We start from the raw sequence: 23,746 nt of genomic DNA on the forward strand, positions 1-23,746 counted from the left end.
ACCCACCACAGGAATGCACACATGAAATCTGCCCTGCGCCACCTGGCCTGGACATTCCCGGTACTGGCCCTGCTGGCTGGCTGCAATGGCGGCGAGAGCGCCAAGCCCGAGCCGCATGCGGTAGCCACCTACGCCCCCGCCACCTGGAAAGACCTGCCCGCAGTCAGTGACGAAGACTTGCTGGCCGGGTTCTACGCCTGGCGCAGCGGTTGCGAAAAACTCAAGCGCGACCCGGTCTGGGCCGCGACCTGCGAAGCGGCGGGTAGCGCCCAGGCCAGTGCCGCGCAGGTGCGCACCTTCCTGGAGCAGAACCTGGAGGTCTACGGCCTGCGCTCGGCCGAGAACAACGCCAACGGCCTGATCACCGGCTACTACGAACCGGTCTACCCCGGCAGCCTGAGCCCATCGAAAACCAACCATGTGGCGGTTTACGGCGTGCCCGAGGACATGATCGTCGTCGACCTGGCCAGCGTGTACCCCGAACTCAAGGGCAAGCGCTTGCGTGGCCGCCTCGAGGGTCGGGTGCTCAAGCCTTACGACACCGCCGAGGTGATCAACCGTGACGGCGTGAAAGCGCCCGTGCTGGCCTGGCTGAGCGACCCGATGGACCTGCAGTTCCTGCAGATCCAGGGCTCAGGCCGGATCCAGCTGGAGGATGGCCGCCAGCTGCGCCTGGGCTATGCCGATCAGAACGGCCACCCCTACCGGCCGATCGGTCGCTGGCTGGTCGAGCAGGGAGAGTTGAAAAAGGACGAGGTGAGCATGGGAGCCATCCATGCCTGGGCCCAGGCGAACCCCCAGCGCGTCGCGGAGCTGCTTGCCAGCAACCCAAGCTACGTGTTCTTCAGCACCCGCCCGGACAGCAACGAGGGGCCGCGCGGTTCGCTGAACGTACCCTTGACCGCAGGCTACAGCGTGGCCATCGACCGCAAGGTGATTCCCCTGGGTAGCCTGTTGTGGTTGTCCACCACGCGCCCCGACGGCTCGCCGGTGGTGCGCCCGGTTGGCGCCCAGGACACGGGCGGCGCCATTGCTGGCGAAGTGCGTGCCGACCTGTTCTGGGGCACAGGGCCCGAGGCCGGCGAGTTGGCGGGGAACATGAAGCAGCAAGGGCAGATCTGGATGCTCTGGCCCAAGGGCCAGCCGCTGCCAGAGGTGCCCAAGGTTCCTTGACGTTGCGCGGGCCCTGCGAGGGCGGCTTCAGCCGCGCCACAGGGCCCACGCAGGCCTTCAGATGGAAACCACGAAGAACGCCACGATGATCGCCAGCCCGGCCAGCCATACCAGCGAGCGCAAGGCAGCCCAGTCGGCCAGGTAGCAAATGATGTAGAGCAGCCGGCTGGTGATGTACATCACCCCCAGCACATCCTGGGTCACCTGCTCGGCATTGCCGACAATGTCTGCCACCAGCACGGCTGCGGCGAACGCCGGAAATGCCTCGTAGCTGTTCTGCTGCGCAGCATGCGCGCGGCGTGGCAGCCCGGACAGCGTATCGAGGAAGGCACGCGGGTCATGGTTGTCCCGCATGCCAAAGCGGCCACTGCTGACCTTGGCGATCAAGGCACACAGCGGCGGCAGGAACAGCGCGATCAGGATGCACCACAAAGCGACGGTCATAGGCAGGACTCCTTGTTCAGTCTTCAGGTCAGAGCTTCATTACCAGCATGCCGGCCAGCACCAGCCCGCAAGCTAGGAGTCTTGGGCCGCCAAAAGGTTCTTTGAGGTAGCGCATCCCCAGTAACACCACCAGCACCACGCTCAATTCCCGCAATGCCGCAGCCTCGGCCACAGAGCCCAGGTGCATGGCCCACAGCACCAGCGCATAGCTGAACAGCACACAGAACCCTACCGCCAGTCCCAGGCGCCACTGGCTGCGCCAGAACGCTACGAAGGGCGCACGCCGCGCCACGCTGGCCAGTAGCGGGAATGGCCAGGCACTGAGCAGGGTCAGCCACACCAGGTAATCCCACGGCTTGCCCCACAGGCGCACGGCCTGCCCGTCGAACCAGGTGTAGCACCCGATGCACAGGCCGATCAGGGCCACCACCGGTAGCATCGCCCAGGGCAGCCGCTCACCGCCGCCGCCCTGCCACAGCAGGCAGGCCATGCCGCACGGAATCAGCAGGATCCCGATGATCTGCTGCTGGCTCAGCGACTCCCCGGCAAACGCAAGCGTCAAGCCCAGCACCACCAGCGGCGACAACCCGCGCATCAGAGGGTAGACCAGGCCCAGGTCACCCACCCGGTAGGCCTGGATCAGCAGGTAGCGGTACAGCTGCTCGGCCAGCGCCGAAGCCAGCAGCCACGGCCAGATACTGGCCGGTGGCAGTTGCACGAACGGCAGCGCCAGCACGGCGAAGGCCAAGGCCACGGTGTCCATGCTGGCAATGACCAGCAGCCGCTCGCCGCTGAATTTGATCAGGGTGTTCCAGGTCGCGTGCAGCAGCGCTGCGACCAGCACCAAGGATGTTGCCAGCACGTCTTGTTTTCCTTATGGCTTTCGTGGCTGTGAATATAGAGCGTTCGCGGGCCATTGTGCGGCCAATCGCCGGCCCCAGAATGGGAACGTTCGCAACGAATTCGGTCAAAGGCTGTGTCCCGAACCCCTCGCCAGGTCATCAAAGAACTGCCCGAGCCATTCGGGTTACGACTTGGAAGCCACTGTTACAGGATTCGGGATGCTTGAATTAGTTGCCGCGTTTATCTGCCTGACCACCCTCCTCACCTATGTGAACTACCGTTTCATCGGCCTGCCGCCCGCCATCGGCGTGATGGTCACGGCGCTGTTGTTTTCCCTGATGCTGCAAGGCCTGAGCCTGATCGGCTTCCCTGGCCTGGAAGAGCGCGTCGAAGGCCTGATGAACCAGATCGACTTCAATGACCTGCTGATGCACTGGATGCTGGCATTTCTGCTGTTTGCCGGCGCCCTGCACGTCAACCTCACCGACCTGCGCAGCTACCGCTGGCCGATTGGGCTTCTGGCGACCGTGGGCGTGCTGATTGCCACCGTGGTCATCGGCTACCTGTCGCATTGGGTCTTTGCCATGTTCGGCTGGCAGGTTCCGCTGATCTACTGCCTGCTGTTCGGTGCACTGATTTCACCGACCGACCCGATTGCCGTGCTCGGTGCGCTGCGTACCGCCAATGCGCCGAAACCCTTGAAGACCACCATCGTCGGCGAGTCGTTGTTCAACGACGGTACCGCCGTGGTGGTGTTCACCGTGTTGCTGGGCATCATCCAGCTGGGCGAAACCCCAAGCATCAGCGACACGGCGGTGCTGTTCGCCCGCGAGGCCATTGGCGGTGTGCTCTTCGGCGGCCTGATCGGCTACGCCACCTACCGCATGATCAAGAGCGTGGAGCAGTACCAGGTCGAGGTCATGCTGACCCTGGCACTGGTGATCGGCGGCTCGGCGATGTGCTACGAGCTGCACGTGTCGGCGCCGATCGCCATGGTGGTGGCGGGCCTGATCATCGGCAACCTGGGGCGCAACCTGGCCATGAACGACATGACCCGCCGCTACATGGACGGTTTCTGGGAGCTGATCGATGACATGCTCAATGCGCTGCTGTTCGCCCTGATCGGCCTTGAGCTGTTGCTGCTGCCGTTCAACTGGATGCACCTGGCCGCTGGCGGCGTGCTGGCGCTGGCGGTACTGCTGTCGCGGTTGCTGACCGTGGCCCCAGCCATCGTGCTGTTGCGGCGCTGGCGGCCGGTGCCCAAAGGCACAGTGCGGGTACTGACCTGGGGGGGCTTGCGTGGCGGGGTCTCGGTGGCCCTGGCGTTGTCGCTGCCCTTGGGCGATGAGCGCGACCTGCTGCTGTCGATTACCTACATCGTGGTGCTGTCGTCGATCCTGGTGCAGGGCTTGAGCATCGGCCGGGTGGTGCGTAAGGTCAGCGCCCAGCCTTGAGAATGCCGGGGCCGCTCTGCGGCCCCGTACGATCACTCGACGGCAGAATCCGGGAACTGGTCCTGCACATACTTGATCGCGGTTCGCCCATGGGCCGCCGGCAAGCCGTCTTCACCCAGGTTGACGAAGACCATCTTGTCGACGGTCAGGATGCTCTTGCGGGTGATCTTGTTGCGTACCTCGCATTTGAGGGTGATCGAGGTGCGGCCGAACTCCGTCGCGGTGATGCCCAGCTCGATGATGTCGCCCTGGCGCGAGGCACTGACGAAATTGATTTCCGACATGTACTTGGTCACCACGCGCTGGTTGCCCAGCTGCACGATGGCGTAGATCGCCGCCTCTTCGTCGATCCAGCGCAACAGGCTGCCACCGAACAGGGTGCCATTGGGGTTGAGGTCTTCGGGTTTAACCCACTTGCGGGTGTGAAAGTTCATCAGTACTCCTGACCTGCTTGGCTAACGTGTGCCCATGATGGCAGAGCAGCTGCGATCGCTCCATTGCACATCGACTATCGTCGCGATTAATCGACAGAAAACCTTGGGCAACCCGGCAGGCACAGCTATAATCTGCGCCGCTTCACATGGTTGCCCACAGCGGTGCCATGCCCGCCACCTGTCCGAGGGGCGCTGCAGCAGGCTAGGCCTGTCAGGCTCGGATGGGGCGTTGCTCGCTCTCGCGGGCGCTTAACGCACAACGGCGCCCATTCGCACACTACGAATGGAGGCTCTCATGAGCGCTGCAAACATGCCTGCTGGTTTTACCGATTTCAAAGTCGCCGACATCTCCCTGGCCGCTTGGGGCCGTCGCGAAACCATCATCGCCGAATCGGAAATGCCTGCGCTGATGGGCCTGCGTCGCAAGTACCTGGCCGAGCAACCGCTCAAGGGCGCGAAGATCCTGGGCTGCATCCACATGACCATCCAGACCGCCGTGCTGATCGAAACCCTGGTAGCCCTGGGTGCCGAAGTGCGGTGGTCGTCCTGCAACATCTTCTCCACCCAGGACCAGGCCGCCGCCTCCATCGCCGCTGCCGGTATCCCGGTGTTCGCCTGGAAAGGTGAAACCGAAGAAGAGTACGAGTGGTGCCTGGAGCAGACCATCCTCAAGGATGGCCAGCCATGGGACGCCAACATGATCCTCGACGACGGTGGCGACCTGACCGAACTGCTGCACAAGAAGTACCCGCAGGTACTGGACCGCGTGCACGGCGTGACCGAAGAAACCACCACTGGCGTGCACCGCCTGCTGGACATGCTGGCCAAGGGCGAGCTGAAAGTCCCGGCAATCAACGTCAACGACTCGGTCACCAAGAGCAAGAACGACAACAAGTATGGCTGCCGTCACAGCCTGAACGACGCCATCAAGCGTGGTACCGACCACCTGCTGTCGGGCAAGCAGGCGCTGGTGATTGGCTACGGCGACGTGGGCAAGGGTTCGGCGCAGTCGCTGCGCCAGGAAGGCATGATCGTCAAGGTCACCGAAGTCGACCCGATCTGCGCCATGCAGGCCTGCATGGACGGCTTCGAGGTGGTATCGCCGTTCATCGACGGTATCAACGACGGCAGCGAAGCCAGCATCGATAAAGCCCTGCTGGGCAAGATCGACCTGATCGTGACCACCACCGGCAACGTCAATGTCTGCGATGCCAACATGCTCAAGGCCCTGAAGAAGCGTGCCGTGGTGTGCAACATCGGCCACTTCGACAACGAGATCGACACGGCCTTCATGCGCAAGAACTGGGCCTGGGAAGAGGTCAAGCCGCAGGTGCACAAGATCCACCGCACCGGTGCCGGCAGCTTCGACCCGCAGAACGACGACTACCTGATCCTGCTGGCCGAAGGCCGCCTGGTAAACCTGGGCAACGCCACCGGCCACCCAAGCCGCATCATGGACGGTTCGTTCGCCAACCAGGTCCTGGCCCAGATCTTCCTGTTCGAGCAGAAGTTCGCCGACCTGTCGCCCGAGAAGAAGGCCGAGCGCCTGACCGTGGAAGTGCTGCCGAAAAAGCTCGACGAAGAAGTGGCCCTGGAAATGGTCCGCGGCTTCGGCGGCGTGGTCACCCAGCTGACCAAACAGCAAGCTGACTACATCGGCGTTACCGTCGAAGGCCCGTTCAAGCCGCACGCTTACCGCTACTAAGCGGCAGGGTTGGAGCTGCTAGCAGCAAGTTGCAAGCAGAAGCAGAAGCAGACCGCAGCTTGTAGCTCCAGCCTCTTGAACCTTGAACGATGACCAAGCCAGACCGGCCATCACCGATCTGGCTTTTACTTGCAGCTCGCCGCTTGCAGCTTGCTGCCAGAGGAACGCCTGATGTCACAAGAACGCCGCTACAGTTTCGAGTTCTTCCCGACCAAGACCGATGCCGGTCATGAAAAGCTGATGGGTGTAGCCCGCCAGCTGGCTGCCTGCAACCCGGACTTTTTCTCCTGCACCTATGGTGCCGGTGGTTCGACCCGCGACCGTACGCTGAACACCGTGCTGCAGCTGGAAAGCGAAGTACAGGTACCGGCCGCCCCGCACCTGTCGTGCGTGGGCGACACCAAGGCTGAACTGCGCGCCCTGCTGGCCGAGTACAAGGCCGCCGGCATCAAGCGCATCGTGGCCTTGCGCGGCGACCTGCCGTCGGGCATGGGCATGGCCTCCGGCGAACTGCGCTACGCCAGCGACCTGGTCGAGTTCATCCGCACGGAAACCGGCGATCACTTCCACCTGGAAGTGGCTGCCTACCCCGAAATGCACCCACAGGCGCGCAACTTCGAGGCCGACCTGGGCAACTTCGTACACAAGGTCAAGGCCGGTGCCGACAGCGCCATCACCCAGTACTTCTTCAACGCCGACAGCTACTTCTACTTTGTCGAGCGCGCGCAGAAGCTGGGGGTGGATATCCCGGTGGTGCCGGGCATCATGCCAATCACCAACTACAGCAAACTGGCACGCTTCTCCGATGCCTGTGGCGCCGAGATTCCGCGCTGGATCCGCAAGCAGCTGGAAGCCTACGGTGATGACACCGCAAGCATCCAGGCCTTCGGCGAAGAAGTCATCACCCGCATGTGCGAACAACTGCTGCAAGGCGGCGCACCGGGCCTGCACTTCTACACCCTGAACCAGGCCGAGGCGAGCCTGGCGCTGTGGAACAACCTCAAGCTCCCGCGCTGAAACTTTTTGGCAATGTCTGCTTAAGAAATGATTAAGGCTTTGGTCATAGACTAAGGCCTTGTTCTTTTTTGGGTTACACAGGTCTTGCCTGCCATGCAGCATCCCCAGCCATCTCGCCCACAGCTCGTCTACCTGGCTTTTGGCCCCGCGACCTATCATCAGGAAGCCTGTTTCAGCATCATCAGCGCCCTTGCCCAGCTCGGCAGTACCGCCAGCAGCGTCATGGACATCCAGGTCTACACCGACAACCCGCAACCCTATGCCGGGCTACCGGTCACCACTCATGTACTGGACGAGGCCACGCGCCAAGCCTGGAGCGCCCCGCACGGCTACCACTTTCGCAGCAAGCATGTGCTGTTGCGCCAGGTACTGCGCCAGCACCCGCTGGCCGTGCTGATCGACACCGATACCTTTTTCCGCAAGTCACCACTGCAACTGTTCGACCGGGTCGCGCCCGGCAAGCTGCTGTGCAACACCATCGGCCCGCACTATGGGGCGAACCCGAAGTGCCTGCTGTATAAAAACCTGCTGGGCCCTCTGCAGTCCCGCGGCCTGGCCGACTGCCAGATGCCCCTGGTCAACTCCGGGGTGATCGGCCTCACTGCCGCCGACGCGGGCACCCTGGACCGCTCCATCGACCTGATGGACACGCTCTACCCGCTGGCCCGCGAGGCCTACACCCTGGAAGAATTCTGCCTGGCAGTCGCGGCCCATGGTCACCTGCAGCTCGCGGCATGCTCCGACGTCATTCACCATTACTGGAGCCGCAAGGCGCAGTTCCGCGCCAAGATCCAGGCCTGGCTGGCCAAACATGGGCAACATCCACTCAGCCTGGCAGCGCTGGCCGACGTCGCCCTGGTCAACGACCAGCTGCCCCGGCCACCGGCCTTGCACCGCCTGGGCTACAAGGCATTGAGCCTGACCCTTCCGCCCCAGGAACGTCAGTTTGCCCGTGAGTTGCTGTACGGCTGCTACCCCTACGCCAACGAGTTCGACCGCGCCTGCGCGTCGGCCTGGTGGGACAAGGCCCTGGAAAACCTCAATGCCCGCCACGGCCCCACCGACCCCGAGCGCCTGCGCCAGTGCTTGCGCCACCCCGGGCTGCGCTTGTCGCTGGGGGAACGACGCAAGGACATCGAGCATCACCTGCTCAGGTCTTCCCACGCTTGAATGGCCCGGTGCCCTGCCCTCTGGCCTTGCACCGGCCGAGCGCGTAATCTCCCGGCATGCCCAACATCGCCCGGCTGTTCTGGATCCTGCTGCTCGTTTGCCTGAGCCCGTTGGCCCTGGGCGAACGCTTGCGCCTGGTCTCCGACGACTGGGCGCCCTACGTGTACCAGCAGGACGGCCATCCACGCGGCATCGACTACGAAGTGACCAACCTGGTGTTCGCCCGCCTCGGGGTCGAGGTGGAATGGCAGTTCCTGCCGTGGAAGCGTTGCCTGGCAATGGTCGAACAAGGCCTGGCCGACGGTATTGTCGATATCTTCCAGACCGAGTCGCGTCAGCCCTACCTGGTCTACGCGCCAGAGCCCATGTCGGAGGTCGAGTTCATCCTGTTCCAGGCCAGTGTGCGCCGCCACGTGGTCAACCAGCTGGAAGACCTGGCCGGGCTTACCGTCGGCACCTCGCCCGGCTACACCTATGGCGCAGCCTTCAGCGGGGCCACCTACTTCAAGCGCGAAGCCGCGCCCACCCACGAAGCCAATTTCGGCAAGCTGATGCTGGGCCGTGTCGACCTGGCGATCACCGACCGCAAGGCTGGCCATTACCTGGCGCAGCAGCTGGGCCTGCAACGGCAGGTCGAGGCGCTGCCACTGGTGGTCAGGCGCCAGCACCAGTACCTGGCCCTGGTGCGCAAGCCGGGCCGCGAGGCACTGGCCGAGGCGTTTGCCGAAGAACTGCGGCGTTTCAAGCAGGAAGCGGCCTATACGGCGATCAGCAACCGCTACACAGGCGACACCGAAAACATTCTCAACGCCGTTGAGCAGCAGGAAAGCAGCACAGCGCGATAGCTCTGTTATACTCGGGCCTTCCCGCCCGGCTCACGCCCGGACGCTCGGCCTCGCAACAGGCATCCCGATCGGCACTGGCGCACCTTCGCGTCCACCCTCCGTTTCCCGGATGTGCAGTGAAAGCCCAGCTGGACCGGACGCGATCGCATCCCGACGATGCCCGTCGCGCCAGGCAGAACATCCCATACGGGCCCAGCCCAAACGAGAACAGGATCGCCCATGTCCTTTGCTTCCCTCGGTCTCTCCGAGGCTCTTGTCCGCGCTATCGAAGCTGCGGGCTATACCCAGCCGACCCCCGTGCAACAGCGGGCCATTCCCGCCGTGTTGCAAGGCCGCGACCTGATGGTTGCCGCCCAGACTGGTACTGGTAAGACCGGCGGCTTTGCCCTGCCGATTCTCGAGCGCCTGTTCCCGGCCGGCCACCCCGACAAGTCGCAGCGCCATGGCCCGCGCCAACCCCGCGTGCTGGTACTGACCCCAACCCGCGAACTGGCCGCCCAGGTGCATGACAGCTTCAAGGTCTATGCCCGCGACTTGCCCCTGGTCAGCGCCTGCATCTTCGGGGGCGTAGGCATGAACCCTCAGATCCAGGCCATCGCCAAGGGTGTCGACGTACTGGTCGCCTGCCCTGGCCGCCTGCTCGACCTGGCCGGCCAAGGCAAGGTCGACCTGGCCCACGTTGAAATCCTCGTCCTGGACGAAGCCGACCGCATGCTCGACATGGGCTTTATCCACGACGTGAAGAAGGTACTTGCCCGCTTGCCGGCCAAGCGTCAGAACCTGCTGTTCTCGGCCACCTTCTCCAAAGACATCACCGACCTCGCCGACAAGCTCCTGCACAACCCGGAGCGCATCGAAGTCACCCCGCCGAACACCACCGTGGAGCGTATCGAGCAACGCGTGTATCGCCTGCCGGCCAGCCACAAGCGTGCCCTGCTGGCGCACCTGATCACCCTCGGTGCCTGGGAACAGGTGCTGGTGTTCACCCGGACCAAGCACGGTGCCAACCGCCTGGCCGAGTACCTGGAAAAGCACGGCCTGACCGCCGCCGCCATCCATGGCAACAAGAGCCAGAACGCTCGTACCAAGGCGCTGGCCGACTTCAAGGCCAACAGCGTCCGGGTACTGGTCGCCACCGACATCGCCGCCCGCGGCCTGGACATCGACCAACTGCCGCACGTGGTCAACTTCGAGCTGCCGAACGTCGAGGAAGACTACGTGCACCGTATCGGCCGTACTGGCCGCGCCGGCCGTTCGGGCGAGGCCATTTCCATGGTCGCCCCGGATGAAGAAAAACTGCTCAAGAGCATTGAGCGCGTCACTCGCCAGCGCATTCCCGATGGCGACCTGATGGGCTTCGACGCCAGCCAGGTAGAAGCCGAAAAGCCCGAAGTACGCGAGCGCCCGCAGAACAACGGCCGCGGTGGCCGTAACCAGCAGGCCCGCGGCGAAGGTGGCAAAGACGCCAACGGCGGCCGCAAGGACAAGGGCAAGGACAAAGGCAAGGCCAAGCAGCAAACAGCTGAAAAGCCCGCCGACAAGGAAAAGAGCGGCGACAGGCAACAGCAGCCGCGCAAGCCGCGTGACAAGAAGCCGCGCCAGCAGCAACAAGCCAGCAGCAGCCCCAGCGTGCCGAAGGTTCCGGCCGACCGTGACCCGGAAGAGTTCCTGGATGACGAGATCGACAACTTCGGCAACCGCGCTGACTATGTCAGCCCCTACCAGGGCAAGAGCCAGGGCCGCAATCGTCGCCCGGGTGGCGGTCAGGGCCAGGGCCAAGGCAATGGTCAGCGCAGCAACACTGGTGGTCAGGGCCAGGCCCGTAGCGGCGGCCAGCAGCGCAGCGGCGGTGGCAGCGGCGAAAAACGCCCGCCGCGCGCCAACAACGGAGGCGGTGCCCGTCGTGATGGCGGCGCTGGCCGTGGTCGCCCGGCCCGTGACGATGCTGCCCGGCAGGAGCCAGCCGTGCGCAACCCGCGCCAGGCGGAAAAACAGCCGGTGATCATCCGCAAGGAATCCAAGCTCGACCGTTTCCCTACGCCTGAGCAGCTGGATGACTTGCCAAGCCGCCCCCGCGGTGAGCGCCCGGCGCTGCTGACCCGCAAGGGCTAAGCCCAGGTAGCAAAAAAAGACGCCGCCCGATGGGCTAATGCCAGTCAGTTAAGTAAGTTGGGGCCGCTTTGCGCCCCTTCGCGGGCACGCCCGCTCCCACAGGGATAGCGCATTTCTTGAATTCAGCGCCAAACGTGTAGGAGCGGGCGTGCCCGCGAAGGGCTGCAAAGCAGCCCCCGCGGTGAGCGCCCGGCGCCGCTGACCTGCAAGGGCTAAGCCCAGATAGCAAAAAAAACGCCGCCCGATGGGCTAATGCCAGTCAGTTAAGTAATTTGGGGCCGCTTTGCGACCCTTCGCGGGCACGCCCGCTCCCACAGGGATAGCGCATTTCTTGAATTCAGCGCCAAACGTGTGGGAGCGGGCGTGCCCGCGAAGGGCTGCAAAGCAGCCCCCGCGGTGAGCGCCCGGCGCCGCTGACCTGCAAGGGCTAAGCCCAGGTAGCAAAAAAAACGCCGCCCGATGGGCTAATGCCAGTCAGTTAAGTAATTTGGGGCCGCTTTGCGACCCTTCGCGGGCACGCCCGCTCCCACAGGGATAGCGCATTTCTTGAATTCAGCGCCAAACGTGTGGGAGCGGGCGTGCCCGCGAAGGGCTGCAAAGCAGCCCCAGTAACACTTAACTGACAGCCATTACCCGATGGGCGGCGTTTTTCATGGGCAACGCAATGCTTACTTCTGCTTCACGCCTTCGACACTGATATCCAGGTCCAGGGTTTGCGAAGCCGGGCCTGGGCCCTTGATGCCGAAGTCGTTCAGGTTCAGCGTGGTGGTCGCGTTGAAGCCTGCACGCTCCCCGCCCCATGGGTCTTTGCCTTCACCGTTGAAGGTTGCCTTGAAGGTGACCGGCTTGGTCACGCCGTGCATGGTCAGGTCGCCAGTCACGTCAGCGGTCTTGTCGCCAGTCGACTTCACACTGGTGGAGACGAACTTGGCGTCCGGGTATTTTTTCACGTCCAGGAAGTCAGCGCTGGCAATGTGCTTGTCACGCTCGGCGTGGTTCGACCACAGGCTGGCGGTTTTCAGGTCGACGCTGATCTTGCTGGCTTCAGGCTTGGCGCTGTCCCAAGTGAAGTTGCCGTCGAAGTCCTTGAAAGTACCGTGGATGAAGCTGTAGCCCAGGTGGCTGATTTTCCAGTCAACGAACGCGTGCTGGCCTTCCTTGTCGATCTTGTACTCGGCAGCCATGGCCTGGCCAGCAGAGAGCAGAGCGGTACCCAGCGCCAGAGCGGCAAAAGTCTTTTTCAACATCCTGTTCCTTCCTATGCAATTGAGGTTGAGGGTCAAGCTTTGCGGCCCAGCATGCGGGTCAGGGTCGCGTCACGGTCGATGAAATGGTGCTTGAGTGCAGCCAGGCCATGCAGCACGGCAAAAATCACCAGGCCCCAGGCCAGCCACAGGTGGATCACACCGGCCACGTCTGCCTGGTCCGGCAGGTCACTGATCAACGCCGGCACTTCGAACAGGCCGAACACCGGAATGCCAACGCCGTCGGCAGTGGAAATCAGGTAGCCGGCGCCCATCACGGCAAACAACCCGAGATACAGCGCCAGATGGCCCATTTTGGCCGCCAGGCGGGTGAAGCTGCCATGGTTGGCCGGTGCCGGCGGTGGCGGGCTGATGAAACGCCAGACTACACGCAGCAGCATTACCGCCAGCAGCACCAGGCCGATGCTCTTGTGCAGGTCGGGGCCGGCTTTGCGCCACGGGCTGTAGTAGTCGAGGCCGACCATCCACAGGCCCAGGCCGAACAGGCCGAAGACTGCCAGTGCCACGCCCCAGTGCAGGACGATGCTGACCACGCCGTAGCGGGAAGGTGAATTGCGCAGTTGCATGTTGACGTGTTTCCCCGTGAAAGCTGTGCACAGACTAACGCGTAACGTATCGAATAAAAGCGAAAAAAATTGCTTCGGATTATCGATAAATCCGATAGAAATTCTGAGCGCTTCCCATTAAGGAAACATTAACGCCAACGGGTGTGAATGGGGTAGCCAGGGCGGGCCTCTACCAGGGCGCCCGCTCCCGCCAAGGACCACAGTGTCCGTTGCAGGAGCAGGGTTACTCACCTAGAGGCCGGCACTGCGACCTGTCAACCCGCCTTGGCCTGCGGGTTGGCGACAGGTTTCTTGGCCGGCTCCGACTTGGCGTTGGCCTTTTTGCTCTCGGCAGGCTTGGTCGCTGGCTTGTGCGCTGGCTTGTGCGCTGGCGCATGCTTGGCAGGGGCGGCCTTGGCCGCAGCAGGCTTGGCTGGCGCCGCCTTCACCGCCGGTGCAGGTGCAGGTGCTGGTGCTGCCTGGGGCGCTGGCGCAGGGGCAACGACCGGCGCCGCTTCGTCAGCCTTGGCTACCGGCTGGGCCTTGGCCTCTGGCGCGTCAGCGCCACCGAACAGGCGCTTGAAGAAGCCTGGCTTGTCTTGCTTGGCCTCATCGCCTGCCTTGGACTCAGCCTTGGCAGGTGCCTGCTCAGCCTTGCCCGCCTTGTCGGACGAACCCCCGAACAGGTTGGAGAAGAACCCGCCCTTGCTCGCGGCAGCTGCCCCGGCACCGGCGGCGGCTGCCGCGACCGGCGCGGCCTTGACCGGGTCGAACGACTTGCCGGCCAGCAGGTCCTGGGCCTGGCTGGCGGCACGCTGGCCGCTGCGCAGGGCGCCTTCCAGGGTGCCCGGGTACAAGGCATCGGTGTGCTCACCGGCAAAAGTGATGCGCTGCACCGGGCGCTCCCACAGGCGCCAGAACTTGCTGATCTGGCCCGGCCCGTAGGCCAGGTAGGCACCGCCGGTACCGGCATCGACGCTATACCGCTTCACCTCGTAACCGGTGAACGCGCCGCGTGCCTGCGGGTAGAAGGCATGCAGTCGGATCAACACCTGGTCGACCATCTGCTTGTCGCCGAAAGCCTGCAGCAGGCGGGCGTTGTCGCCGGACAGGTTGATCACCACGTTCGCCCCGCCCTTCAGCGCCGGCTCGATCCACAGCATGCCGAGACCGGCGTTGCTGAACACCTCGCCCGACATGCGCGCGCGGCTTTCCCAGACCGGCTTCTTGAACTTGAGCATCAGCTGGTCACGCCAGCCATAGTTGGTGCCCTTGAGCGCCGCCAGGTGCTGGCTGTCCAGCCCCGGGGTGATCTGGATCTTGGCCAGGGCGCGCAATGGCACGGCCATGACCAGGTAATCGGCCTGGTAACCGACACTGCCGACCTTGACAGTGACGCTGTCCTTGTCCTGAACGATGGCGGTGACCGGCGAGCTGGTCTTGATGGTCTTCAGCTGCTTGACGAAGGCCTGTGCCAGCACCGGGCTGCCGCCAGGCAGGCGCGCGGCCCGCAGGTCACGGTCACTGACGTTGCGGTAAACACGGTTCTGCTGGGCGAAGTACAGCAGCGACAGGCGCGACGGTTCATCGTAACGGGTGCGGATTTGCTGGTTGATCAGTTGCCGGGCGGTGGCCGGCAGTTGCAGCTTGTCCAGCCAGCTGGCGACGTTGATCTGGTCAAGGGCAAACAGCGTGCTGGTGGCCTGCGGATTGAGCGGGTCGTCGATCGAGCGGGCCAGGTCATCGAGGGTTTTCTCGTAACGCTTGAGTGCCTCGGCGGTGGCCGGCTGCTTGGTGGCCAGGTCGGTTGCGCTGAAGTACTCGCCGTCGATCAGGTAACCCGGGGTGCGCACGAACTCTGGCGCCGGCAGGGTCGAGAGCTTGAAGCGCTCAAGGTACTCATTGAGCACAGGTTGCGCCTTGGCGTTGCCGATCCACTCGCTGGTGGCCAGGCCAGAGCGCCCGCCCATGCTGGCCTTGGCCTCCAGCAGGGTCACCTGCCAGCCTTTGTTCTGCAGCTCATAGGCTGCCGTAAGGCCCGCCAGGCCACCGCCGACGACGATCGCCGTGGGTGTCTTGTCCTTCGCCAGCGCAGCGCCGCTGGACACACCAATCAATACCAACGCGCACAGGCGCACCCAAGCAGCAGCCATGTCGGCGAACTCCGAGTCAGAGGTTACAGGAACGAGGAGGGGCAGAAATGCCCCGAGCGAGATGCGTTAAGAATACGTCAGCCGTGCCGGCCCTGCCAGCGCAGTGATATCAAGTGCCCTTGGCAACTGACATTTTTACCTACCGCCGACCGGCGGTTGTCCTACCCTGCGGCATTGCTTAGGCTTACGCGGTCGAACCACGCCGCAAAGCCAGGAGAAGTGCCGATGGGCCTCAATGATCAGTGGATGCAACGTGACCTCAAGGTCCTGTGGCACCCCTGCACCCAGATGAAAGACCATGAGCAGCTGCCGCTGATCCCGATCAGGCGCGGTGAAGGCGTATGGCTCGAAGACTTCGAAGGCAAGCGCTACCTGGACGCGGTGAGCAGCTGGTGGGTCAATGTGTTCGGCCACGCCAACCCGCGCATCAACCAGCGCATCAAGGACCAGGTCGACCAGCTGGAACACGTGATCCTGGCCGGCTTCAGCCATCAGCCGGTGATCGAGCTGTCCGAGCGCCTGGTGGCCATGACCCCGGCCGGGCTTGACCGGGTGTTCTACGCCGACAACGGCTCATCGTGCATCGAAGTCGCGTTGAAGATGAGCTTCCACTACTGGCAGAACGTCGGCAAGCCAGGCAAGAAACGCTTCGTCACCCTGACCAACAGCTACCACGGTGAAACCATCGCCGCGATGTCGGTCGGCGATGTGCCGCTGTTCACCGAGACGTACCAGGCGCTGCTGCTCGATACCCTCAAGGTGCCGAGCCCGGACTGCTACCTGCGCCCCGAGGGCATGGGCTGGGAAGAGCATTCGCGCAACATGTTCGCCAGCATGGAACAGACCCTGGCCGAGCACCACGAAACCATTTCGGCGGTGATCGTGGAGCCGCTGATCCAGGGCGCCGGCGGCATGCGCATGTACCACCCGGTGTACCTCAAGCTGTTGCGCGAGGCCTGCGACCGCTACGACGTGCACCTGATTCACGACGAAATCGCGGTGGGCTTTGGCCGTACCGGCACGATGTTCGCCTGCGAGCAGGCCGGCATCCGCCCAGACTTCCTGTGCCTGTCCAAGGCCCTTACCGGGGGCTACCTGCCGCTGGCGGCCTGCCTGACCACCGACAAGGTGTACCAGGCCTTCTATGACGACTACCCGACCCTGCGGGCGTTCCTGCACTCGCACAGCTACACCGGCAACCCGCTGGCGTGCGCAGCGGCGCTGGCGACCCTGGACATCTTTGCCGAGGACAACGTGATCGAGGCCAACAAGGCCCTGGCCGCACGCATGGCCAGCGCCACCGCCCACCTGGCCGACCACGCCCATGTGGCCGAGATCCGCCAGACCGGCATGGCGCTGGCCATCGAGATGGTTCAGGACAAAGCGGGCAAGGTCGCTTACCCCTGGCAACAGCGGCGGGGCCTGAAGGTGTTCGAACACGCCTTGAGCCGCGGCGCCCTGTTGCGCCCGTTGGGCAGCGTGGTGTACTTCCTGCCGCCGTACGTGATCACCCCCGAGCAGATCGACTTCCTTGCCGAGGTCGCCAGCGAAGGCATCGACCTTGCCACCCGCGAGCGCATCAGCGTGGCGGTGCCGGCCAACTTCCACCCCGACTTCCGCGACCCGGGCTGATCGTGCAGCCCTTTCGCGACACAAGGCCGCTCCGAACCAGGGCGCGTTTCCCTTTGCCAACGAGCACTACATGAGACTGTCCCGCTTTTTCATCGATGCCCCCCTGAGCCTTGGCGAGCATGACCTGCCCGAGGCCCAGGCCCACTATATTGGCCGCGTCTTGCGCATGGCCCCCGGCGACGCCGTGCAGCTGTTTGATGGCAGCGGCCAGGAATACCGTGGCCATTTGCTTGAAGTGGGCAAGAAAACCGTACGCGTCAGCCTCGACCAGGCGTTTGCCGGCCAGGCCGATTCGCCTTTGCACATCCACCTTGGCCAAGGCCTGTCCCGCGGCGAGCGGATGGACTGGGCGATCCAGAAAGCCACCGAACTGGGCGCCAACGCCATCACGCCTATCGTCAGCGAGCGCTGCGAAGTGCGCCTCAAAGACGAGCGCGCCGACAAGCGCCTGGCGCATTGGCGCCAAGTGGCAATCAGCGCCTGCGAACAATGCGGCCGCTCCACCTTGCCGGCCATCAACCCACCCACCACCCTGGCCGAATGGCTGAGCAGCACCCAGGCTGAGCTGAAGCTGGTCCTGCACCCGGTGGCCGAGCCGCTCACAAGCCATGCCAGGCCCGCCACCCTGGCCTTCTTGATCGGCCCTGAAGGCGGCCTTGGCGACGCTGAAGTCGAACAGGCGCAACGCGCAGGCTTCCAGGCCGCACGCCTCGGCCCGCGCGTGCTGCGCACCGAAACCGCACCGGTAGTGGCGCTGTCGGTAGCGCAGCAGTTGTGGGGCGACTTTTAACTAGCGCACGTAGAACGACACCGCCACGAAGTGCAAAAGGCTGCCGGCGATCACGAACAGGTGCCAGATACCGTGCGCGTGGCGCAGGCGGCTGTCGAGGGCGAAGAAGATGATGCCCACGGTATAGAACACTCCGCCGGCGGCGAGCCAGGCAAAGCCGGCGGTGCCCAATGCCTGCAGCAAGGGATTGACCGCCACCAGTACGATCCAGCCCATCACCGCGTAGATGATGACCGACAGGATCCGCGCTTCGGAGCGGGGCTTGATTTCCTGCAACATGCCGATCACTGCCAGCCCCCAGACCACGCCGAACAGGCTCCAGCCCCACGGGCCATGCAGGCTGACCAGGCAAAACGGTGTATAGCTGCCGGCAATCAGCAGGTAGATCGACAAGTGATCGAGCTTGCGCATGATCACCTTCGCCCGGCCGCGCGTGCTGTGGTAGAGGGTGGAGATGCTGTACAGCAACAGCAGGGTGCTGCCGTAGATGGAGAAACTGACGATCTTCCACGGGTCACCTTGCATACCCGCAACCACGATCAGCCAGATGGCACCGATGCTGGCCAGGATGGCACCGACCAGGTGCGTCCAGGCATTGAAGCGTTCACCGTAATACATGCAAACACAGACCTCTCTAGGAGCGGCTAGTTTCAAGCGGCAAGCTGCAAGCCGATCACGGTGAAACGAACACCGCCCTCAAGCTCGCAACCTCAAGTTTGAAACTTCGAGCGCTGCTATTGCAATTGCGCGTCACGCACCAGCCTTTCCAGCGCAACTAGGTCCGGCACCCGCGCCACTTGCTCGCCCACCTGCACTGCGGCCAACTCCAGCCGCCCCAGCGCCACGTCCACATAGTTGAGCTGGCTGTCGAGCTTGCAGGAACGCGGAATGTCCTGCAGCAGCAATGCCAGGTAGCGCAGGCCGGTGTCGCCCAAGGCATTGAGCACCACCACCCGCGCCCGCTCCCCGCACGGTGTTTCGCCACCGCAGGCAGCCTCGAAACCGATCAGCGGCAGGCGCTGCTGGCGCCAGTCGATCCAGCCCAGGTGCCAGGGCGGGTCGCCGCGCTGGCACAACAGGTTGCGTTGGCCGCTCAACTCGGCCACCGCCACGTTGGGTAGCACCAGGGTCCGGTCACCCAAGGGCAGCAACAACCCGGTCAGGCTGCTGCGCTGGCCGGCAATCAGTTCAAGCATGGGTCTGGCTCCACTGGGCGATACTTTGCAACAGCAACGACTCTTGGTACGGCTTGCCCAGGTATTCGTTCACGCCAATCGCCATGGCCCGGTCGCGGTGCTTCTGCCCGGTACGCGAGGTAATCATGATGATCGGCAGGTCTTTGAGCCGCTCATCACGGCGGATACGCGTAGCGACTTCGAAGCCGTCCATGCGCGGCATCTCGATGTCCAGCAGCAGCACATCGGGGCGGTGCTCCTGCAGCAAAGCCATGGCATCGACGCCGTCCTTGGCCGTGAGCACGCTCATGCCGTGGCGTTCCAGCAGGCGGCTGGTGACCTTGCGCACCGTGACCGAGTCGTCCACCACCATCACCAGCAAGGCGCGGCGCGGTACCGGGCCGGGCAACTGGCGCGGGTTGCCGCCCCCGGGCAGGCGAGCCAACCTGCGCTGCTGGCCACGCAGCTGGCCCAGCAGGTCGAGAATCAGCACGACCCGCCCATCGCCCAGCAACGTCGCCCCGGAAAGCCCGGCAACGGCGGCAAATTGCGGCCCCAGGCTTTTCACCACGATCTCCCGGCTGGGTGACAAGGCATCGGCCTGGATCGCGAACGACTGCTCCTTGGAATGCACCAGCAGTACCGGCAGCGGCACACTTTGCCCCAGCAAGCTCGGGCGCGGCATGCCTTGCAGCAACTCGCCCAGGTAACGCAACTCGTATTCGTGGCCGGCATACACATAGCGTGGCGTGTCCAGTTGGTAGCACGCCGCAAGCTCGGCCGGCGGCACGCGGACGATGCCTTCGATGGTATTGAGCGGGATGGCGTACTGTTCCTCGCCCAGGTGCACCATCAAGGCGCGGTTGATCGACACCGTGAACGGCAGGCGGATCAGGAACCGCGCGCCTTTGCCCTGGGCCGACTCGATGCTCATCGAACCGCCCAGCTGCTTGACCTCCTCGTGCACCACGTCCATGCCCAGGCCACGCCCGGAGATCTGGGTAATCTTCTCGGCGGTGGAAAAGCCGGGGCGCAGGATGAACTGCAGGATCTCGTGGTCGCTCAAGTGCGCCTGCGGGTCCAGCAAGCCGCGTTTGATCGCCTTGCGCCGTACGGCCTCCAATGGCACGCCGGCACCGTCGTCGGTCATTTCGATGACGATATCGGCGCCTTCGTGCAGCAAGTTCAGGTGGATGGTACCCAGCTCCGGCTTGCCCGCTGCCAGGCGCATTTCGCGGCTTTCCAGGCCATGGTCCACGGCGTTGCGCAGCATGTGCTCCAGCGGCGCCACCATGCGTTCGAGCACGCTGCGGTCCAGTTCACCCTCGGCGTTGCCGACCACCAGCTCCACTTGCTTGCCCAGCTCGCTGGCCACCTGCCGCACCACCCGCTGCAAGCGCGGTACAAGGCGTTCGAAAGGCACCATCAGGGTGGCGGTCAGGCCCTCCTGCAACTGGCTGTTCACCCGCGCCTGTTGCTGCAGCAGGCTGTACGCCTCCTGGGCGCGCTGGGCCAGGGTTTCCTTCAGGTCGAGCAGGTCCGAGGCAGACTCGAACAGTGCCCGCGACAGCTGCTGCAACTGCGAATGGCGGTCCAGCTCCAGGGGGTCGAAATCGTCGTAGGCATCGCCCTCGAACGGCTGGCGGCTGGAAATCCGCCCCTGGGTCTCGCTATCCAGGCGCAACAACTGGTCGCGCATGCGCTCAAGGGTGGTTTCCATTTCGTTGAGGGCAAACTGCGCATCGTTGACCTGCTGCTCGATGCGCCCACGGATGATCGAGTGCTCACCTGCCAGGTTGCCCAGGTCGTCGAGCAGTTCGGCATCGACCTTGACCATGTCGCCGGCGGCGCGCTCAGGTGCCGCTGCCGGCACTTCGGCAGCGCTGGCATCTTGCGGCCCCTGGCCTGCGGCACTGTCGGTCAGTGCCGCGCTGCTGAAATTGCGTATGTAGTCGATCAGCGCCGTGGCCGCGTGCAGCGGCTGCCCCAGGCGCACGGCATCGAGCATTTGGGCCAGGCGATCGTGGCAGTTCTGCAGCAAGGCGAACAACGGTGCACTGGGTGGCAGGCGGCCGGCGGCCAGCAGTTCGTAGAGAAACTCAAGCTCATGGGCAAGGTCGCCGATTGGGGTGATTTCGACCATGCGCGCCACGCCCTTGAGGGTGTGCAGGTCGCGCATCAGGTTGTCCACCTCGACGCTGCTGCGCGGGTCGGCTTGCCAGCGGGCCAGGGCTGCAGCGGCGCTTTCGACGATGTCCGAGCTTTCTTCGAGGAATACCTCCAACAACTCCTCGCCAGGGCTTTCGGCCTCCTCGACCTGGGGCTCGGCCACTTCCGGCGGCAGTGACGGGCGTGGCAAGCCCAGGCCCAAGGCGTCGGTCAGGTCCATGTCCGGGTGCAGCGGGGTGACCGCGTCGATACCCACCAGGCCGGTGGCATCCGGGGCCAGCGCCTGGTCCAGCAGCGCACGCAGGCGCTCGACCAGTTCCGGGCGCGGCGCTACATCCTGGCCGGCCGCCACTTCATCGAGCATGTCCATCAGGGCTTCATGGGCGCCTTGGGCCAGGGCGAAGAAACCTGCTTCGGCAGCCAGGCTGCCCTCCTCCACGGCACCATAGAGGTCGAGCAGGGCCTCGCACAGGTCATCCATTGGGCGAAGGTCGGCCAGGTGCGCGGCATGGCCCAGCGTGGTCATTTCATCCAGCAGGGTGTCCAGCGCATCGCGTTGGCCGGGCTGCTGCTGCCAACGCGACAGCAACGATTCGGCGTTGAGCAGGGTATCCATCGCTTGCGCGAGGAAACTGGCCACCCACTGCGGGTCATGCCTGCCGCGCCGCTGCTGCTGAGGGTCGGCGTGCAGGCTGGCCAGCCGCTCGTCCACTGCCTGGCCAACCCGCTCGATCAGGTCCGAAGCCCCGGCAATGGGGGCAAGCGGGGTGCTGTCCAGTTGCGCCAGGCCCAGCTGGAACAACGCCCGGGCAGCCTCAAGCCACTCGACTTCAGCCATCTGCAGCGGTAACTGGTGGCCCTTGTATTCGCGTACCAGGCGGTCGAAGGCCGTGGCCAGTTCGGCAAGCGGCATCACCCCGGCCATGGCGGCGCTGCCCTTGAGCGTGTGCAAGGCACGTTGCAGGTCATCGCTGACCGGCGTGTCATGGCCGCCGGCACCCTGCAGGAAGGCGTCGAGACTGGCCAGGTGGCCTTGCGCTTCGCTGCGGAAGATGTCCAGCAACTGCGGGTCGAGGCCATCGAGGTCGGCGACCGCGGGTGGGTCGTTTTCAGCCAGGCCATGCAGATGCCCAGCCAGTCGTTCGATGTCGCTCAGCTGCGGTAACTGGCCTGCGGCAAAGTCGGCCAGCAGGTCTGGCAACTGCACGAAGGCTTGCTGCAGCGCCACCACGCCCTGGGCGCTGAGCGCCCTGCGGCCTTCGATTACACGGTTCAACAGGTGTTCGGCGCCCCACGCCAGTTCGGCCACGGCTTCGGCATGGACCATACGCCCACTGCCCTTGAGCGTGTGCAAGGCGCGCCGAACATCGCCCAGTGCTGCCATCTGCTGGTTATCGGCACGCCAGCGCAGCCAGTGCCGCTCGATTTCCGGTAACAGCTCACCGGCCTCTTCGAGGAACACCTCGCGCAGCTCATCATCGATGCCATCGCTGCTGTCATCGGCGCCTTCAGTGGCGGTGGGTTGCGTACACTGCACCCCAAGCGCAGCCAGGCTGGCCCGTGCGGTGTCGATAAAGGGCTGGCCATCGGCCAGCGGATCTGCGACACGCCATTGCAGATAACACTCGGCCGCGCTCAGGGCCTGCGCCAGGTGAGCCAGCTCATCGGCCGGCGGCTCCGCTTCCGGCTGTTGCAGCCAACCCTGCACATAGCCGGCACACCCCCCAAACAGCTCGGCCACCGCAGGCAGCATCAACATGGCCAGTGCCCCGCGAACCTGCTGCAACAACCCCGGCAGGGGTTGCAGGCGCTGCCGAGGCCAGCCGGACTCCAGGCAATCGCCAATCAGGTCCTTGGCCTGCTGCAGCACATTCAGCGACTCGTTCAGCACCAACTGGCGAATCTCGGCCAGGTCCGAGCCAGCCAGGCCGCCCTGGCCGTTTTCCTCCAGCGGGCCGACCATGCCGTTGAGGGTAGCCTCCACGTACAGCAGCGCACCTGCCACATCCATCAGCACCGCATCGTCAACGGCACGCGCCCCTTCGGCCAGCGCCTGCAAGGCCAGCACCTGGTCGATGATCACCCGCCGTGGCTGCTGAAAGCCCAGCACGGCGAGGGTATCGGCGACATGCCGCAGGGGCGCCAGCAAAGCGTCAAGCTGTTCACGGTGCTGACGGTCGCCGCGCACGAACTGGTCAAGCCGCTCCTTGATGCGCATCAGGTCGTCGCACAGCGCGGTCACTACCGAGCGCAAGGCATCCCTGCCCGGCCCGGCCTGCAGCTGTTCACGCCAATTGCCCAGCGACAGATCGAGGTTGGCCAGGTCATCGGCACCGGCGAAGCGGTGCGCCGTGCCGCTGATCAGGCTGGCCTGGGCCAGCGGCTCGACACCCCGGCAGGCGCGCAACTGGTTGAGCAACGGCAGCATCACCAATGGCAGGTCATGGCGCGCGCCACGCAGGCGTTCAAGGTACGCCGGCAATTGCTCGAGGCCGCGGAACAATGCCCCCAGGCAATCCCCGCGCGGGCTGACCTGGCCATCGGCCAAGGCCTTGGCGAACAGCTCCAGCTCCTCGGCCAGCCGTGTCGCGCCGCGCAATTCGAGCATACGCAGGCAACCATGCACCTGGTGCAGGTTGTCGACCACGAAGGCCAGCATCGACAGCTCGCCCGGCTCGCCGGCAAAGCGCTCCAGCGCCTGGCGGGCCTGGCCCAGGCAATCGAGGATGGCGGCCTTGGTCCAGGCCAGCGCCACGGTATCGTGGCGCTCGGGGCTTAGTGCTGCTACAGCCATGGGCACTCCTCAGCGCGGCATATCAG

Annotated in this window: 18 protein-coding genes and 1 riboswitch; of the genes, 9 read left to right on the forward strand and 9 right to left on the reverse strand. The window is 64.5% G+C overall.

The window, feature by feature from the left end:
* Positions 1-21: 21 nt before the first annotated feature.
* Positions 22-1,173 (forward strand): murein transglycosylase A, encoded by a 1,152-nt coding sequence (gene mltA, locus K4A76_RS21565; protein ID WP_274411113.1) that lies wholly within the window; start codon positions 22-24, stop codon positions 1,171-1,173.
* A gap of 57 nt (positions 1,174-1,230) precedes the next feature.
* On the opposite strand, the gene K4A76_RS21570 is transcribed toward mltA, so the two are convergent.
* Positions 1,231-1,617 carry an MAPEG family protein gene (locus tag K4A76_RS21570; RefSeq protein ID WP_009681388.1) on the reverse strand — a complete coding sequence of 129 codons (387 nt, stop codon included), beginning with the start codon at positions 1,615-1,617 and terminating at the stop codon, positions 1,231-1,233.
* A 28-nt stretch (positions 1,618-1,645) separates the two neighbouring features.
* Positions 1,646-2,479 carry an EamA family transporter gene (locus K4A76_RS21575; RefSeq protein WP_274411114.1) on the reverse strand — a complete coding sequence of 278 codons (834 nt, stop codon included), beginning with the start codon at positions 2,477-2,479 and terminating at the stop codon, positions 1,646-1,648.
* A gap of 199 nt (positions 2,480-2,678) precedes the next feature.
* Between K4A76_RS21575 and K4A76_RS21580 the strand changes: the two genes are divergently transcribed.
* Positions 2,679-3,914 carry a cation:proton antiporter gene (locus K4A76_RS21580; RefSeq protein ID WP_029886258.1) on the forward strand — a complete coding sequence of 412 codons (1,236 nt, stop codon included), beginning with the start codon at positions 2,679-2,681 and terminating at the stop codon, positions 3,912-3,914.
* Between the two features lie 32 nt (positions 3,915-3,946).
* Here the strand turns inward: K4A76_RS21580 and K4A76_RS21585 are convergent, their stop codons facing one another.
* Complete coding sequence (locus tag K4A76_RS21585) at positions 3,947-4,348, reverse strand: acyl-CoA thioesterase (RefSeq protein ID WP_009682837.1); 402 nt, start codon at positions 4,346-4,348, stop codon at positions 3,947-3,949.
* A gap of 178 nt (positions 4,349-4,526) precedes the next feature.
* Positions 4,527-4,623: riboswitch (S-adenosyl-L-homocysteine riboswitch) on the forward strand.
* A 20-nt stretch (positions 4,624-4,643) separates the two neighbouring features.
* Here K4A76_RS21585 and ahcY point away from each other — a divergent pair.
* The 5 genes from ahcY (at position 4,644) to K4A76_RS21610 (ending at position 11,197) form a co-directional block, all read left to right on the forward strand.
* The gene (gene ahcY, locus K4A76_RS21590) at positions 4,644-6,053 is read left to right on the forward strand and encodes an adenosylhomocysteinase (RefSeq protein WP_029887594.1); all 1,410 of its coding nucleotides are present in this window, start codon (positions 4,644-4,646) and stop codon (positions 6,051-6,053) included.
* A gap of 171 nt (positions 6,054-6,224) precedes the next feature.
* Positions 6,225-7,070, forward strand: a complete 846-nt coding sequence (gene metF / locus K4A76_RS21595) for a methylenetetrahydrofolate reductase [NAD(P)H] (protein ID WP_009682835.1) — start codon at positions 6,225-6,227, stop codon at positions 7,068-7,070.
* 93 nt (positions 7,071-7,163) lie between these two features.
* Positions 7,164-8,240 carry a hypothetical protein gene (locus K4A76_RS21600; RefSeq protein ID WP_274411115.1) on the forward strand — a complete coding sequence of 359 codons (1,077 nt, stop codon included), beginning with the start codon at positions 7,164-7,166 and terminating at the stop codon, positions 8,238-8,240.
* 56 nt (positions 8,241-8,296) lie between these two features.
* The gene (locus K4A76_RS21605) at positions 8,297-9,085 is read left to right on the forward strand and encodes a substrate-binding periplasmic protein (protein ID WP_173891331.1); all 789 of its coding nucleotides are present in this window, start codon (positions 8,297-8,299) and stop codon (positions 9,083-9,085) included.
* A gap of 219 nt (positions 9,086-9,304) precedes the next feature.
* Positions 9,305-11,197, forward strand: coding sequence for a DEAD/DEAH box helicase (locus K4A76_RS21610; RefSeq protein ID WP_236183970.1), 1,893 nt, complete (start codon positions 9,305-9,307; stop codon positions 11,195-11,197).
* 668 nt (positions 11,198-11,865) lie between these two features.
* Here K4A76_RS21610 and K4A76_RS21615 read toward each other — a convergent pair.
* From K4A76_RS21615 to K4A76_RS21625, 3 genes are all read right to left on the reverse strand, one after another.
* Positions 11,866-12,444: a YceI family protein gene (locus K4A76_RS21615; protein WP_009682831.1), complete on the reverse strand. Its 579-nt coding sequence runs from the start codon at positions 12,442-12,444 to the stop codon at positions 11,866-11,868.
* Between the two features lie 32 nt (positions 12,445-12,476).
* Positions 12,477-13,028 carry a cytochrome b gene (locus K4A76_RS21620; protein ID WP_274411116.1) on the reverse strand — a complete coding sequence of 184 codons (552 nt, stop codon included), beginning with the start codon at positions 13,026-13,028 and terminating at the stop codon, positions 12,477-12,479.
* A 254-nt stretch (positions 13,029-13,282) separates the two neighbouring features.
* Positions 13,283-15,160 carry a flavin monoamine oxidase family protein gene (locus K4A76_RS21625; RefSeq protein WP_274411117.1) on the reverse strand — a complete coding sequence of 626 codons (1,878 nt, stop codon included), beginning with the start codon at positions 15,158-15,160 and terminating at the stop codon, positions 13,283-13,285.
* Between the two features lie 225 nt (positions 15,161-15,385).
* On the opposite strand from K4A76_RS21625, the gene K4A76_RS21630 reads away from it, so the two are divergent.
* Positions 15,386-16,792 carry an adenosylmethionine--8-amino-7-oxononanoate transaminase gene (locus K4A76_RS21630; protein ID WP_029887358.1) on the forward strand — a complete coding sequence of 469 codons (1,407 nt, stop codon included), beginning with the start codon at positions 15,386-15,388 and terminating at the stop codon, positions 16,790-16,792.
* Positions 16,793-16,862: 70 nt separating this feature from the next.
* Positions 16,863-17,582 carry a 16S rRNA (uracil(1498)-N(3))-methyltransferase gene (locus tag K4A76_RS21635; protein WP_274411118.1) on the forward strand — a complete coding sequence of 240 codons (720 nt, stop codon included), beginning with the start codon at positions 16,863-16,865 and terminating at the stop codon, positions 17,580-17,582.
* Here K4A76_RS21635 and trhA read toward each other — a convergent pair whose 3' ends face one another.
* The 3 genes from trhA to K4A76_RS21650 all read right to left on the reverse strand — a co-directional run bounded on the left by trhA (position 17,583) and on the right by K4A76_RS21650 (position 23,720).
* A complete protein-coding gene (gene trhA, locus K4A76_RS21640) occupies positions 17,583-18,200 on the reverse strand; it encodes a PAQR family membrane homeostasis protein TrhA (RefSeq protein WP_274411119.1) in 618 nt (205 codons plus the stop codon).
* 116 nt (positions 18,201-18,316) lie between these two features.
* Positions 18,317-18,778: a chemotaxis protein CheW gene (locus K4A76_RS21645; protein WP_054904974.1), complete on the reverse strand. Its 462-nt coding sequence runs from the start codon at positions 18,776-18,778 to the stop codon at positions 18,317-18,319.
* Positions 18,771-23,720, reverse strand: a complete 4,950-nt coding sequence (locus K4A76_RS21650) for a hybrid sensor histidine kinase/response regulator (protein ID WP_274411120.1) — start codon at positions 23,718-23,720, stop codon at positions 18,771-18,773. The genes K4A76_RS21645 and K4A76_RS21650 overlap by 8 nt, the downstream gene beginning before the upstream one ends.
* Positions 23,721-23,746: the final 26 nt, after the last annotated feature.

It is taken from the genome of Pseudomonas sp. NEEL19, from assembly GCF_028751975.1.
Classification (GTDB): domain Bacteria; phylum Pseudomonadota; class Gammaproteobacteria; order Pseudomonadales; family Pseudomonadaceae; genus Aquipseudomonas; species Aquipseudomonas juntendi.